Consider the following 14,679-nt stretch of genomic DNA (forward strand, 5'->3'; position numbering starts at 1 on the left):
ATGTCAGCAGAACAATTGACGGTCGCCGTTGTCGGAGCAGGTGGCAAGATGGGGATGCGCGTTTCCGCGAACCTCCAGAAGTCCAGCCACAACGTCTTCTACAGCGAGAACTCCCCCGCAGGCCAGGAACGTGTCCGCGCCGAAGGCCGCGAAATCACCGGCACTGACGACGCCGTCAAGACCGCCGACGTGGTCATCCTCGCCGTCCCGGACACCGTCCTGGGCATCGTCTCCGAGGGCGTAGTCCCGCAGATGAAGTCCGGCGCGATCCTCCTCACGCTTGACCCGGCCGCTGCCTACGCCGGCCTGCTGGCCAAGCGTGACGACGTGGTCCAGGCCGTTGCGCACCCGTGCCACCCGTCGGTGTTCCTGGAGCGCACCACTAAGGAAGAATGGGCCGATACCTTTGGCGGACAGGGCGCACCGCAGAACGTTGTTTCCGCGATCGATGAGGACGCCCCCGCGGCCACCCGCGACACAGCCGAAGCAGTTATCCGCACCATCTACGCACCGGTTATCGACGTCCACTGGGTCACCGTCAAGCAACTCGCCATCCTGGAACCCACCCTGGTGGAGACCGTGGCCTGCATGATCGGCACGCTGCTCAAAGAAGCACTCCACGAGACCGTGCACACCGCCGGCGTCCCCGAGGAAGCTGCCAAGGCCATGCTGTTCGGCCACGTACAAATCGCACTGACCAACGCCCTGCGCGGATCCAACCCGTTCTCCGAGGCCTGCGAAATCGCCATCCAGTACGGCAAGGACACCATCATCAAGGAAGACTGGAAGAAGATCTTCGACGACTCCGAACTGGACGGCGTCATCGCCAAAATGCTCAAGCTGGACACCGTCAAGCACTAAGTTCTTGTAGGAGGTGCGGTGGCTTCTACACCACCGCACCTCCTTGGTTTAAAGTCCTTACAGCTCGCGCTGATTCTTCCGGGATCCAGTCTTGCTTTCGTGCAACGCCGTCGCTTCGATGTACGCAGGAGCTATGCCCGTCCCCGTCGCTTCACCCATCCCCATACGCCTGTGGCAACAAACAAGATAAGCCCGATGATGGCTAGCCATACCAGCCCTTTGACGACAAATCCGATGATGGACAGAATGAGCCAAATGACCAAGAGCGCAATGATGAGTCCCATATGGGCATCCTACGCCGGCATCCTCGTTCTAAAACTGGATGAGTGAGAGCATGTTGCCCCCGCCATTGAGAGCCAGACTCCGATCACGCGTTCTTGCTCACGGCTCAGCGACGAAACGGACGGCTATGTAGGGTTTACCGGGCAAAGGCACGTCAATGCGGCCCCTTGCCCCTTGGGCCACGGTCGTCGATGTCATGCCCCAGGTGTCGATGACGTCCACAGTGTATGAGCGTGTCGGATCGAGCAGAAAAAGGTGATGTCTGGCTTGGGTGAGGCCGAGGTACGAAATGAACACGGTGTTATCTACGCCCGCGGTTGGGTAGTCCCAGGCTCCAGCAGCCGGTTCCCAACCAGCGTCAGGCCCAGCATCCATAATGTCTTTTAGGAAGAAAATCCGGGCAGGACTTTTGCCGCGGAGGTCGCCTCCGGCGGACCACCACAATTCATTCTCAGGATGGGCGTATGTTTCGCCATGCCCGGCGTAGCCTCCTCTGATGGCAGCGGCCCAGTGACGGCGAGTGAGCTCCTCGGCCGTAATGTCGCCCCAGGTGTATTGCAGGTCGCCTTCATACCCGCACTCATCAATGACCACCGGTTTCCCCCACCGCTCGTGCCATTCAGCCGTGCGTTCAACCTCGGCACTCTGAATGCTTGCGTGGGTGATCCATTCCCGGCCGTGATCGTAGAATTCCAAGCAGTGGTGGATCGACCGCAGGTGCTGAGCTGGATCATGTGTCTGAACCAATTGGCCCAAGCGCTCCCAGTCCGAGGCGGTTTTGAACACCATCACATCGTGTTCGTTCGCGAGGGACCACCAGATGTTGGCGTATGAGGCCAAGCGGGCAACTGCGTAACGCACGTAACGGTCGTCGTTGGCCGACCCCATGTTTTCAAAATCCCACCGGTCATAGGGGTGGAATAGCACCAGGTCGGCCTCAATACCGAGGGAGGCAAGTTCTTCTACACGGGCCTCAACTTCTCTCCAAAATGTGATGTCTGGTCGGGCGAAATCGAAGGTACTGTCGCTTCTTCTTTCGAACGGGGAACGTTCTGGTTCAGCTTCGTTGTATGCGAACCACTTGGGGAAGAGGCACATACGCAACTTGTTGAAGCCAGAGTTGCGGATGGTTGCCATGGTGCGGTCGCGCCGCTCCCGGCTTTGATGGAGCCAAGCATAGGCAGTCGTCCCCACCGGGCGGTATACCGTTCCATCCTCGTAGCGGAAGTGGCGGCCATCCGCTCTAACTGGGCCGCGGCTGCCCGCGGCTGGGGCGGTCACGGAGAATTCCCCTTCGTGGCCGCGGAGACTCTCTGCATTGCTCAAGGTAACAAAGCTGTATGTTCCCGGCTCGAGGGGCATGTAACGGAGCCGGTAGATGCCATTGCCGTCATGGAAGCCTTCGACGCTTGACTGGCCGGAGGGGCCTGTAATCACAGCCGAGAAGACAACTTCCAAATATGGTTGAACGTCGTCGCGGGGCCCCTCTACTTCCAGTTCGAATCGACCGAATGTTTCAACCCGAGTCGGGAACGTGCCAGCGGTACGGACCCCGGGGATGTGCACGGGAACTGCTAAGGGATGCTCGTCAGGCCGCCGGTACATCGAGGGGTCTGTCGGTGTTGCTTGCGCCAGTTCAGAGAGGGCAGCGACTTGCCCGTCCGGATCGTTAATTAGCGCGGGCGCAGTCCTTAGTGCCAACTCCACAGGAACTGATGCGAGTTCATATCGCTCGGCCTCGTCACGAGGAAGTGCATTCCAGCGCTCCAGAATGGTGCGACCGACGGGGTGCATGAGGACCTGATTGTAGGAAACGTCAGGGCCGAAGCCTTGGGAGTAATCAAGAGCGCTAATTTGTGTCTCCTAGGTATGTGACGACGTTCAAGCCGTGCAACGTTGCACTAAAGCGTAGCTTCTCAGCCTGAAGGAAGCAACGACGGCGGTCACACTACAGCCATCACGGTCGCAGGAATCCCCAAGCCCCCGTTCTCCCATAGCGTCAGTGCCCGCAGCCCACATTTCCATTGCGTTCTGATGAATGAATCTATATCCTTGCGTATAACGTTGCACGCAAGCGCAGCGTTTCACGTAGAAGTCCGGCGCTCTGTCGTCCGGCGCGGCGGGGAAACCCCACCGTCCGGTTGGGCTCCCGAGTTTCCCTCAACCGGTTGAACGACTGTGGATTGAGGACTTCCATGAGTGCACATATCGCGAAACCCTGGCTGGAGAGCGCCCTTTCTCCCGCGCAGCGTGCTGACCTTCTACTTCAGCAATTAAGCCTCGACGAGAAGCTGGCTCAAGTTTCCTGCTACTTCCCGACTGACATCACCAACACCGACGACGTTGCCGGGCGATTTCCCTTTGGTATTGGTGAAGTGTCGTGCCTTGAGGCCCGTTCAGCACTTTCACTGAACGACGTGACCGCGTTCCAGCGGCAGATACAGTCCGAGGCGATGAAGCATTCGCGGCACGGTATCCCTGCGATTTTCCATATGGAGGGCCTGTGCGGTGCCTACCTGCCCGGCGCAACGAGCTTTCCCTCCGGTCTGGCACGGGCGGCGGGCTGGAACGTTGATGTGGAACGCAGGATCGGAGAGATCGTAGGCAAACAGGAACGTGCGGTGGGCATCACCCACACTCTGGCGCCCGTTCTGGACATTTCCCGCGACCCGCGAATGGGACGGCAGGGCGAAACCTACGGTGAAGATCCCGCCCTTGCCTCCGCACTTGGCGTCGCTTACACGCAAGGGATACAGAGCCAAGACCATGCTGGCCGGCGTACTGAGGCGGTAGCAAAGCACTTTGTTGGTTCGCATCACACCGAGGGCGGGATCCACGGCGCGCACTGCAATATACCGGACCGCACACTCATGGAGATCTACGCCAAGCCTTTCCAGGCCGCTATTTCAGAAGCGGGATTGCGGGGCGTGATGCCGTCGTACAACTCGGTGGGCGGGGAACCAGTCACAGCGTCCGTCCGGCTCCTTAAGACGGTGTTGAGGGAGCAAATGGGTTTCGACGGACTGGTCGTGTCCGACTACGGCGCCGTTGGGAACCTTCTCTCCGTACAGCGTGTCGCAAAGTCCCCGGCGGAGGCAGGGCTGGCCGCCCTGCGCGCTGGCCTGGACGTTGAGCTCCACGTACCCCAAGGCTTCGGGCCGGAACTTAGAGCGTGGTTTGCCGAGGGACGCGCTGACATTGCGCTGCTGGACCGGGCCGTCCATCAGGTACTCCAAGCCAAATTCCGCATGGGACTCTTCGAGCATCCGTTTGCCCCCGATCCCGCCGAACGGGACACCGCATTCAGCGTGTCCTCCGATACAGCCGTCTCCCTCCAGTCAGCACGTGAGTCACTGGTGTTGCTCACGAATGACGGCGCCCTTCCCCTGCGGCGGGACGTTAGACGGCTGGCTGTTATAGGTTGCCATGCCACCACGGCAAGGTTCTTCTTCGGCGGTTACACCCACTATTCGATGGCGGAAGGAAAGCTGGCCGTCAACGCTTCTATGGCAGGACTGACCACCAGCGGCGACGCCCTGAGGACTATTACCGATACTGTTCCGGGTACAACGATCGAAGCTTCTGACGGCCCAGCATTCGAGGAACTGCTGCAGCAGCAAAAGCCGGGAATCCGCAGCGTCCTCGACGAGCTCGTTGAGCGAATGCCCGAAACAGATGTGATGTGGGCTTACGGGTATCCCATTGCCGGGGCTGATGAATCCGGGCATGAGGAAGCCCTTGCCCTGGCTTCAGAAGCCGACGTCATACTCTTAACGCTCGGAGGCAAGCACGGCACGGCATCCATCGCTTCGATGGGCGAAGGAATCGACGCTACGAATATCAACCTTCCGCCCTGCCAGGAACAGCTCATTGTAAAGCTGTCGCAGCTGGGCAAGCCGATGGTCGGGATTCACTTGGACGGCCGCCCGGTGTCGAGCGACGCAGCGGACAAATACCTGGCTGCGCTTTTGGAAGCATGGAGCCCCGCAGAAGGCGGTGCGGAGGCCATCGTTGATGTCTTGCTTGGCGAACAATCTCCCAGTGGCCGACTTCCAGTCAGCATTGCGCGGAACGCCGGCCAAGTCCCGGTTTACTACAACCATCCCCATGGCTCCTCCTGGCACCAAGGCGAAAGCATAGGATTTCCCGACTACGTCGACTCGCCGCACACGCCCCGGTACGTCTTTGGACACGGATTGTCCTACACGACCTTCGACTACACGGAACTCTCGATGCCGAAGGAGCGGGTCATGGCCGATGACGGGTTCGATGTTTCCTTTGCCATCACCAACACGGGTGAGCGAGCCGGGACCGAAGTCGTTCAGTTGTACGCGAGTGACAGATTCGCTTCCGTCTCCCGCCCTGTAGTGGAACTCATCGGCTTCCGCCGGGTGACGCTGGAACCGGGACAGCAAACTCACGTAGTTTTTCACGTTGAGACGTCTCAGCTGGCCTTCCTCGACGCTCAGATGCAGTGGAAGGTCGAAGCGGGTGATGTGGACATCCTCGTAGGCGCTTCTTCTGCAGACATCCGATTAAAGAGCTCGATATGCATAGATTCGAATGCACTAATCGACGGCAGGAACCGTTCCTTCTACGCCAGCTAGCGCAAGCATGCAAACACCGTCAACTACCCCTCACAGACAAGGCCTGACTCCTATGACCGCGACCATCCGCCCGGGCGAAATCATGTTCGACGCCAAAGGCAACCGAATACATATCCATGGAGGCTCCATCATCGCCGTGGACGGACAGTACTACTGGTATGGCGAAGATAAATCCAAGTCCACGCCAACGACCGGTCGATGGCACAGCGGAGTTCGGGGGTACCGCTCCTCCGACCTAACAACCTGGCACGACGTTGGGACCATCATTCCGGCAGAGCCGGACGTACCTGACTCTCCACTGCATCCGGAAGCCATGATGGACCGGCCGCACATCGTGCGGCACCCCAGGACGGGAAACTTCGTCTGCTGGATGAAAGTGATGCACACTGACGGCAAGCAACGCTCCTGGGTGTACCAGGCTGAGCACTTCCAGGGACCCTACAACCTTGTGCGACCAGGCTTCGAACCTTTAGGAATGAGTGCCGGCGACTTCGACCTGGTGGTGGATCCTGAAACCGGGCGCGGCTATTACTTCTTTGAACGGGTCCACTCCGAACTCATCTGCGCGGACCTGACCGACGACCTCACCGACGTTACGGGGACCTTCAGCTCCCATTTCCCGCACCCCCACCCTCCCTTCGTCCGTGAAGCGCCGGCCTATTTTCGCCATGACGGCCGCCATTACCTCATCACCTCAGGAACCAGCTGGTATTTCCCCAATCGTTCCGAAATCGCAGTCGCCGACGACTACCACGGACCCTGGACCGTTCTGGGGGATCCTCACCGAAACGACGCAACCGGCACCTCCTTCCATTCCCAAATATCTTCGGTCTTCACGCTCGAAAATGGACGTCACATCGCACTTGCCGACAGATGGCTTCCCGATATGCCTGACGACATGATCCAGCGGGCATGGGATGCCACGGAAGCCCAGTTCACCGGTGGAACACCCGATCCGGAGATTAACGAGATCGTTCAGGCCGGCGCTCCTGACACATCGTCCGCCCGTCATGTATGGCTCGAAATCCAGTTCCAAGACCACCGGCCGGTCATCGAGTGGCAGGACGCCTGGAGTCCCCAAAATCAACAAATAACAGGGGCACCTGAGATAGCCGAAGGTACCCGGCAACCGCAAGATGGTTGCCGGTACTTTCGCTTGCCCCATGGTGAAGGGGCGGGGATGCCAGCCTCTGCTTAAGAAGCAAAACCTTCGTTGTTGTCAACCGGTTGACCGCCTTAGGATGTCGGGGTAATCTCCTCTGAAACGTTCCATCGCGTGCGTTTCCCCCACTATCCGCTGCAGACAATGACAGTCCGCGTGCACCCTGGGGACCCCCAATGAAGGAGGACCATGATTATCAATCCCGTTCTTGCTCGTCACGGAAGGATCGGCCTCTTGGCAGCAACGCTGCTGCTCGGAACCGGCCTTGGAAGCGCAGTCCCGGCAAAGGCAGCCGCACCCGACTGCGCCACCGTTGCCGGCGCCATGCAGATCACCGCAGACTGCATCGACCCTCTCTACACCAAACCCGTCATCGACAGCGAAACAGATGAAACAGCTCCTGTCGCCCACCACAGGATTCGCGCGCATTTCGAGGGCACCAACATCCAATTCAACGTCTACTTCCACGCCAAACAGGATCTTGGCAAATGGGAGGGGCGCTTCTTCCAGTACACGTACCCAACGGCATTCACCCCCGAGGAGGACACCTCCCAAGCCGATGACCGTGCCGTAGGCTTCGCACTTTCCAGCGGCGGTTACGCAGTTCAGGCGGGCAACAAGTCTCTGGCTCTGGGCTACCGGCACACAGCCGCGGCCGCGAAGTTCGCCGAAACACTGGCTGCGAAATACTACGGAAGCGACCGGAAGATTTCGGGATATCTTTACGGCCCCAGTGGCGGCTCCTACCAGACCATCGGAGCGACGGAGAACAGCACCGGTGTGTGGCAGGGATTTGTACCGATGGTCCAAGGTGTCCCCCAACCCACCAGCTACAACTTCCTGGGCCGGTCAGCCGCTGAACTGATTCTTGGCGACAAGTCCGAGCAGATCCGCAACGCACTTCTCCCAGGTGGCAGCGGAAACCCCTATGCCAGCCTTGATGCCGCCGAGCAGGCCATGCTGAAAGAAGTCCACGCACTCGGGATCCCATGGAAGGGCTGGGAGTTCCCCGACTACCTCCTCGGACGCTCCGATCAGTATCCCAATGGCCTGGACTCCAGCGCTCCTTTGTCATTCGACCCGAGCTACGCCAACGACTTCTGGAACGCCCCGGGGTACCTGGGCACTGAGACCTCCCCGTTGGGAGTCCGGGTCCGGGCTGAACTGGCGAAGATGGGCGACACAGTCGACAACCGTTGGAACATCGCAAACCGCTTCTATTACCGCTACCAAACACCTCCCGCTAGCGAAGGCTGGGTCGGACTGCAGCAATTCCTCAAAGCTGACGGCACCCCTCTGTATCCGCAGAGGCCCGTGAAGGATCCAGGCTTCTACGGCTTTGTCTCGGGCAACACAGCCTTCGACGGCTCCATCAATGGAAAAGTCATCGTGGTGGACAATCTCTACGACACCGACGCCCTGCCTCTGCACGCAGACTGGTACAGGAAGCGCGTTGAGGCCAGCCTGGGCAACGCCGCGTCTGATAGCTATCGGATCTACTACAACGATCACGCTGACCACCAGAACGCGCCTGTCTCCGGGGAACGGGCCAAGCATTTGGTCAATTGGTACGGCATGGCAGAACAAGCCCTCCGCGATCTAGCGGCTTGGTCCGAAAACGGGGTGCAGCCACCAGCATCCACGGACTACAAGATCAACGATGCCCAGGTTTCTGTGCCTGATAATGCAGCTGCCCGGCGTGGAATTCAGCCCACTGTAGACCTGACGGTCCAAGGAAATGAGTCCACCACGATCAAGGCCGGCCAGTCGATCAAACTCAACGCGAAGGCGCAGGTTCCGCCAGGGGCCGGCGCGGTTGTGAAGGCCGAATGGGATCTGGACGGCGACGGCGTTTACACCAATGCACCACTCACCCAGATCGGGAACGTCGTCACGCTGCAGACCGACGCGACATTCGCAAAGCCAGGCACTTACCTGGTGGCGCTACGTGTCTCTTCTGAGCGCACCGGAGACCCGTCAGCCACGTTCGCCTTGGCCCAAAACCTCGACCGCGTCCAGGTCGTCGTGACGCCGGGCGGTTAAGAGACCCAGGTCCTGACCCGAAGGAGACGCCCGACTATGACCGGGGTACAGCTGCTGGCTGGACCCCGGTCATAGTCGTGCACGGTCAGCACCGCTTTCCTCCGGACTGTCGGCTTTTAGTGCCTCGACAAAACTGAAGGTCCCCGCCAAAGGATTGGCGAGGACCGTCTCAGAAATCTGCAGGGACCGATCAGAGGGCTGTCAAGCCTCCATCGACAGTGAAGATGCCCCCGGTTGCGTATGCTGAATCGTCGCTGGCCAGGTAAACCATAATGCCTTCGACGTCGGCCGCCGTGCCGGCCCGGCCAAGCATGGTGGCGTTCACCAATCCGGCCCTACTCTCTGGGTCATCAGCGATCGTCTGGACGAGCGGAGTTTCTGTGTACCCCGGGACCACAATGTTGACCCGGATTCCCTCGGCCGCGTAATCCGCTGCGACCACACGCGCCAGCCCGTGAACTCCGGCTTTGGAGCTGGTGTATGCCGTGAATGTCTGACCGCAAGCTACGACCGCCGTCGGGCTTCCGGTGACGATGATCGATCCTCCCCGATTCTCCATGGCGCGGACAGCGTGCTTAAGTGTCAGAAAGGCGCCGCGCTGGTTGATGGCCATGGTGCGTTCCCAGACTTCAAGGTCCAGATCGCCGACCTTTGCGTCTTGCCCAAACAGTTGAACCCCGGCGTTGGCTACGACGATGTCCAGGGGCTCGTCCTTACTTGCAAGGCTGAACGCCTCAGTGACGCTGGTTTCGTCCGAGACGTCCACCCGTACCGGGACTGCACGTTTGGTCCCCGCTTCTGCCGCCGCCTTCGCTGCCGCGTCAACGTTTATGTCGGCGAAGTACACCTTGGCCCCTTCTGCTGCGAATCGTTGGGCGACCGCCAGTCCAATTCCGGAACCCGCCCCGGTGACAAGAGCTTTTTTCCCGAAGAGTCGGTTGCTGTTCATGTGGTTCTTCCTTCTGTCTTGATGTCTTGGATGATGGCTGACCATGGTTCGAGGGCAATCTCGGCGGTGCTGCCGCCGGGCAGCCGCACCTTCCCGGTCATGAGTTTCTGTGTCAGGTTTGCGGCGAAGAGTACGATTTCGTCGTCCGCCTGGACCGGGTACAGGACCAGCCCCGAACGGACTCCCAGGACCTTGAGGACGTTGTGGCCACGAAGTGCCGCGATGGCGGCGAGGACCTTCCCTGCATCCGTCAATCCGGTTGGTGTACTGATGCCCCGAGGTCCTTCCGATTCAAAGTAACTGATGCTTTGGACGCCGGGAATGCTAAGAGCCGCGATGCTGCCCAGAACCCAGGCCGCCGCAAATGGGTCCAATTGAAGCGGATCTATCGGCGCTTCTGTGGAGCCTCTTTCCGCGCCTGTGGAAGTGGCCACCGCGTTGAACCGGGGTTTGAGCGTGACCGGGCCCACGTGAAGCGGACGGCCTCCTGAGATTCGCAGGGCATTTTGCGCCGTCAGCCGCTGCATCGGAAGACTTTCCACCAGATGGTGAACCTCTGTCGCGTGCATCTGCGGGGTGATGCTGTAAGCCAGCGCCTCGGCATCAGCCGGCACGATATGGGCATTGCGATTGAGCTCGGTGAAATGAGACCGGGCACCTGCGATGAGCGAGGCGGTCAAACCTGCATCGTCCGCAGCGGATTTCAGAGCTTTCCAAAGGTCCGGTTCCGTAATGTGGCGGGTTGAATGGAAAACACCGAGTCTTGCAATGTTCCGGGTAGGAACAAGTTGCAGCAAATCCGGTACTTCATTGGGTGTTTCGGCGCTGAGCCGGACATCCAAAGGCACTTGAAGGGCCTCGGCCATATCTGTGGCATACCTGCCAAGCTGCGCCACTCTTGGCGCTCCAGCAACAAGTTCAACCAGCAAGGACTCGACACCTTCAAGGAACCCGGTTTCTGCATGCGGTTCAGATATGGAGGCGACAGGCAAGGACAACGCCGGCACAACGGACTCGATGTCTGCGGTGATGACCAGGTCCTCAGCCCCGCTGCTTTCCGGCGCGGGATACTGACCACTCAGTGCCGTCAGCCTCACGCTTTGGTGCAGCCGGCTTCCCGCAGGGACGTCCATCGGGAATGGCAGAGCCAGTGGCCGGCTGTACGTTTTGAAGGAGGCGTCGGTCCAGTTGCGTTGGTCTTCCGTCTCGAAAATATCGCCGGTAAATGCCAGCTTGAAGTCAGTTCCGTCACGCTGCCACCGCATGGTGGCAATGTTCTGGAACGGCTGGTGCGGACTGATATCCACCGGGAACATCGACGGCGTGTGGTCACCGGAGCTCCCCCCGATGAGAACTTCCCTTCCTGCGTCATCGGGCCTGTGAAGCACAACCAACCCTATGCGGTTGCTCTGGAAATCGGCGGGCGATACCCCGTCGAAGACCACCTCGAGGGAATCGGCCGAAAAGGCGATTCCCAACGTCCCGGAATAACGGTAGCCGTACCCGTCGAATTCAAGATCCAGCAGCAAAGAAGTGCCCTCCTTGGCCGGAATCCGTTCAATGCCACGGAGGACCGGGACCAGCGTTTGCCAGTCCCGGTCCCGGACTACTGCACGAATTCCCCGCAGCACTGGAACGCCGGCGTAGCTGATGTCAGCGATTTCATCGTGGCGTAATTCCGCCCGCCAGGCACCTGCTTCAAGGACTTCGGAGGCTGCAAAGAGCCGTTCACGATTGTTTGTCACAGCGATTCCTGCTGTACGCGAACGCGCACAGCCATATACGGACGAACCGGCAGCTCAACCCGCGCCCGGCCTGAGTAGTTTCCTGGCAGCGTCTCGATGGTCATTGCCCACGTGTCGATCACGTCAATGACTGCCTTGCGGCCTTCAGGGATTCCCAAGGTGATGTACCGGTACTGGCTAAAACCGTTGTAGTGAATTTCGTATTCGCCTGCCACGCCACCGGAAGGCGTGGGGTTTGTCAGCGGCAATGGTTCCAAGCGTCCGGTCGGCGATTCAGCCACCAACTTGTCGAGGAAGGCGATCCTGTCTGCGCTCTTGCCTACCAGTTCGCCGCCCTTGGCCCACCAGAGTTGATCTTCGGGATGGTAGTAGGTCTCCCCGTGCGTGTGATAACCGCCGCGCAGAGTGGTCTCCCACACCCGGCGAACGACTTCTTCAGCGGAAATGCTTCCCCATTCGTATTCGAGGTCGCCTTCATAGCCGATTTCGTCCAGGATGACCGGCTTGCCCCACTTTTCCCGAAGGTCTTCCACCAATTCTGCCGTCTTGTAGTAGTCCACCTTCTGCAGACTGCAGTGGGTAGCCCACGAAGCCGAATAGTCGTATATCCGGGTGCCGTTGTGGATGGATATCAGGTGCCTTGCGTGGTCCTCTTCGGTGACGATCTTCGCGTAGCGTTCCCAGTTCTCCGGCATCTTTGTGGTCATGAAGTCGTACTCGTTAGCCAGGGACCACCACACATTCGGAAGTGCTGCCAGCCGTCGGACTACATAGCGAAGATACCGGTCGTCCGCTGCGGCTCCCAGATCCTGGAAACCCCACCGATCGTAGGGGTGGAAAAGGATAACGTCTGCTTCGATGCCCAGCTTTCCAAGGTCGCGGATGCGGTTTTCGAAGTGCTGAAAGAACGCGGGGTCAAAGCGGGTGGTGTCCCAGTTCCCGCTTTCACCCTCAAAGGGGTAAAGATCGGGCTCGTTGTCGTTGAAGATAAACGCCTTCGGGAAGACGCACATGCGGACTTTGGTGAAGGGACTAGTGGACAGCGTCGCCAGGGTTTTCTTTTGCAGCTCAGGGCCTTGGTGGGTCCATGCATACAGAGTGGTCCCCACCGGCCGGAAAACCTCGCCGTTGGCGTATGAGAAGTGGTACGTGTCTGCCACCCGCACGGCTCCGCGTGCGTGGCTTGGTTCGACGCTGAAAGTACCTGTGTGCCCGTCCAAAGAACGTGCCGTGGATTCCGTCCGGAACTGCCACGCCCCCGCTGTATCCGGGAGGAAGCGGACAACGTACCGACCGTTGCCGTCGTAGAAGCCTCCTACACGGAATTCTTCGCCGTTCAAGGAGAAGTACGCTTGGAGTTCAACGTCGGTAAACGGGTTACCATGCGAGGGTCCCTCCAGGACCATTTCAACGGTCTCGTTAACTCGCCCACTCGCGGGAAGAATGATCCGCGCCGATGCAATGGCAACCTCCGGCCCTTCATATCCGGGGTTGGGCTCGATCGGCGGCAGTTCGACGCGATCGGGTACCTCAATGGTGGAGAGCTTTAGCCACAACTTCTCTTGTGCCGCTTCCTTTACTCGGAAGACCGTGGCCAAAGCCCCAATGGGCAGATCAATAGCCCCACCGTAGTTTTCGGGGTGGCTCGCGAAATCCGGCAAGGCTTCAGACAACGCTGCCCTCCCCGCTTCGTAGTCAAAGATCAGTCGGGCTTGCGTGAATTCACTCATGTACGCCATCGATGGCTTCCTTCTCTTTCTTACCCGGTTTTTTCGGGCGTCGTTTGATGTAAATTTCCCAGATGACTGCGGCGATTAGAGCCACACACATGCAGATGGCCGCCCAGAAAGGCAAAACTGTCAGCGAGAGGTGGTCGATCACGGCTCCACCCATGAAAGCCCCGCCGCCGATACCCACGTTGAAGGCTGTGGTCTGCAGGGCTGCCGCCACATTGCGAGCGCCGACGGATGCTGACTGCATCATGCGGGTTTGGAGCATGACCGGGATGCCCCCAAAGACGGCTCCCATGACGGTGATCAGGATCCAGACGGGAATTTGGGAGTTCATGGTTGCGGCCACGGGGATGGCGCACAGAATGCCGACTTGGGTGGCTAACGATGCCAGGAACATCCCGGTGGGGAACTTCCTGTAGAAGGCACCAGTCACGGCCACACCCACCGCGCTGGCAATCCCTGAGACGAAGAGAATCACGGGTACGCCCGCGGGTGCGAGATTCACAACGTCCAGCAGCCAAACGACGGTGTACGTTCCAAAGCTGATCTGTGCGGACACCACCATGAGGATCAGCACGGAAATGATCAAAATAGCGGGAATGCTCTTGTCACGCCCCACCGGGCCGGTCTTTGGTGGCTTCGTGTCAGCGCCGTGAGGGTGGACGGCAGGAAGCATCCACACCATCAGCAGCATTAAAACGATGACCAGCCCGGCAAGGACTGCGAAGGCTGACCGCCATCCGAAGATCTGACCCAAGGCATTGCCGAGCGGGGTGCCGATGACGCCGGCAACTGACCCGCCTGCCGCTGTGATGGCCATGGCCTTGGCAAGCTGGGTTGGCCGGACCAGGTAGGCCGGGTAAGCGGAGACGACGGTCCAGAACGCTCCATGTCCAACCGCTCCCAGAATTCGTGCGCCCAGCAGGAACTCGAAACTGGGCGCAAGCACCAAGACGACGTTTCCCGCGCCGATGAGGGCGAAGGAGATCAGCACCATGGTCTTGCGTGGCATCCGGCGGGTAAGGATCGCCAGCGGCGCCGCGGTGAGGATGACAGTCAGGGCGAAGACGGTCACCATATTTCCAACGTCGGATGCCGACCGGCCGAAGTCTGCCGAGATCTGCGGGATGAGTCCGCTGGGCAGGAACTCCGTGGCCATCGAAATGAACATTGCCCCGGAAAGCGTCAGCAGACCAACAACTGGTAGTCGTTCGCCGGAATTGGCTGGTAAGTGCCGGCCCGTAACGCCCGGTTTCACGGAAGAAGTCATCCTGTTTCCTCACAAGATTGATGTTTC

10 protein-coding genes are annotated in these 14,679 nt (G+C 59.6%); 4 read left to right on the top strand and 6 right to left on the bottom strand.

The window, feature by feature from the left end:
- Window positions 1–861, top strand: coding sequence for a phosphogluconate dehydrogenase C-terminal domain-containing protein (locus tag ACFX4T_RS12035; RefSeq protein ID WP_377652085.1), 861 nt, complete (start codon window positions 1–3; stop codon window positions 859–861).
- A gap of 131 nt (window positions 862–992) precedes the next feature.
- On the opposite strand, the gene ACFX4T_RS12040 is transcribed toward ACFX4T_RS12035, so the two are convergent.
- The gene (locus ACFX4T_RS12040) at window positions 993–1,145 is read right to left on the bottom strand and encodes a hypothetical protein (RefSeq protein ID WP_216923499.1); all 153 of its coding nucleotides are present in this window, start codon (window positions 1,143–1,145) and stop codon (window positions 993–995) included.
- A 97-nt stretch (window positions 1,146–1,242) separates the two neighbouring features.
- The gene (locus ACFX4T_RS12045) at window positions 1,243–2,937 is read right to left on the bottom strand and encodes a DUF5605 domain-containing protein (protein WP_377652086.1); all 1,695 of its coding nucleotides are present in this window, start codon (window positions 2,935–2,937) and stop codon (window positions 1,243–1,245) included.
- Between the two features lie 401 nt (window positions 2,938–3,338).
- On the opposite strand from ACFX4T_RS12045, the gene ACFX4T_RS12050 reads away from it, so the two are divergent.
- From ACFX4T_RS12050 to ACFX4T_RS12060, 3 genes are all read left to right on the top strand, one after another.
- A complete protein-coding gene (locus ACFX4T_RS12050) occupies window positions 3,339–5,750 on the top strand; it encodes a glycoside hydrolase family 3 N-terminal domain-containing protein (protein ID WP_377652087.1) in 2,412 nt (803 codons plus the stop codon).
- Window positions 5,751–5,802: 52 nt separating this feature from the next.
- On the top strand, window positions 5,803–6,948 hold the full coding sequence (locus ACFX4T_RS12055) for a family 43 glycosylhydrolase (RefSeq protein ID WP_377652088.1): 1,146 nt from the start codon (window positions 5,803–5,805) through the stop codon (window positions 6,946–6,948).
- 153 nt (window positions 6,949–7,101) lie between these two features.
- Entirely contained in the window at window positions 7,102–8,955 is a 1,854-nt protein-coding gene (locus tag ACFX4T_RS12060) for a PKD domain-containing protein (RefSeq protein WP_377652089.1), read from the top strand.
- A 190-nt stretch (window positions 8,956–9,145) separates the two neighbouring features.
- Here the strand turns inward: ACFX4T_RS12060 and ACFX4T_RS12065 are convergent, their stop codons facing one another.
- From ACFX4T_RS12065 to ACFX4T_RS12080, 4 genes are read right to left on the bottom strand one after another with little or no spacing between them, the layout of a single operon-like run.
- Complete coding sequence (locus ACFX4T_RS12065) at window positions 9,146–9,904, bottom strand: SDR family NAD(P)-dependent oxidoreductase (RefSeq protein WP_377652090.1); 759 nt, start codon at window positions 9,902–9,904, stop codon at window positions 9,146–9,148.
- Window positions 9,901–11,649, bottom strand: coding sequence for a hypothetical protein (locus ACFX4T_RS12070; protein WP_377652091.1), 1,749 nt, complete (start codon window positions 11,647–11,649; stop codon window positions 9,901–9,903). The genes ACFX4T_RS12065 and ACFX4T_RS12070 overlap by 4 nt, the downstream gene beginning before the upstream one ends.
- A complete protein-coding gene (locus ACFX4T_RS12075) occupies window positions 11,646–13,388 on the bottom strand; it encodes a DUF5605 domain-containing protein (RefSeq protein WP_377652092.1) in 1,743 nt (580 codons plus the stop codon). The genes ACFX4T_RS12070 and ACFX4T_RS12075 overlap by 4 nt, the downstream gene beginning before the upstream one ends.
- On the bottom strand, window positions 13,372–14,652 hold the full coding sequence (locus tag ACFX4T_RS12080; protein WP_377652093.1) for an MFS transporter: 1,281 nt from the start codon (window positions 14,650–14,652) through the stop codon (window positions 13,372–13,374). Before ACFX4T_RS12080 ends, ACFX4T_RS12075 begins: the two co-directional genes overlap by 17 nt.
- Window positions 14,653–14,679: the final 27 nt, after the last annotated feature.

Source organism: Paenarthrobacter sp. YIM B13468 (genome assembly GCF_042788025.1).
Taxonomy (GTDB): domain Bacteria; phylum Actinomycetota; class Actinomycetes; order Actinomycetales; family Micrococcaceae; genus Arthrobacter; species Arthrobacter aromaticivorans.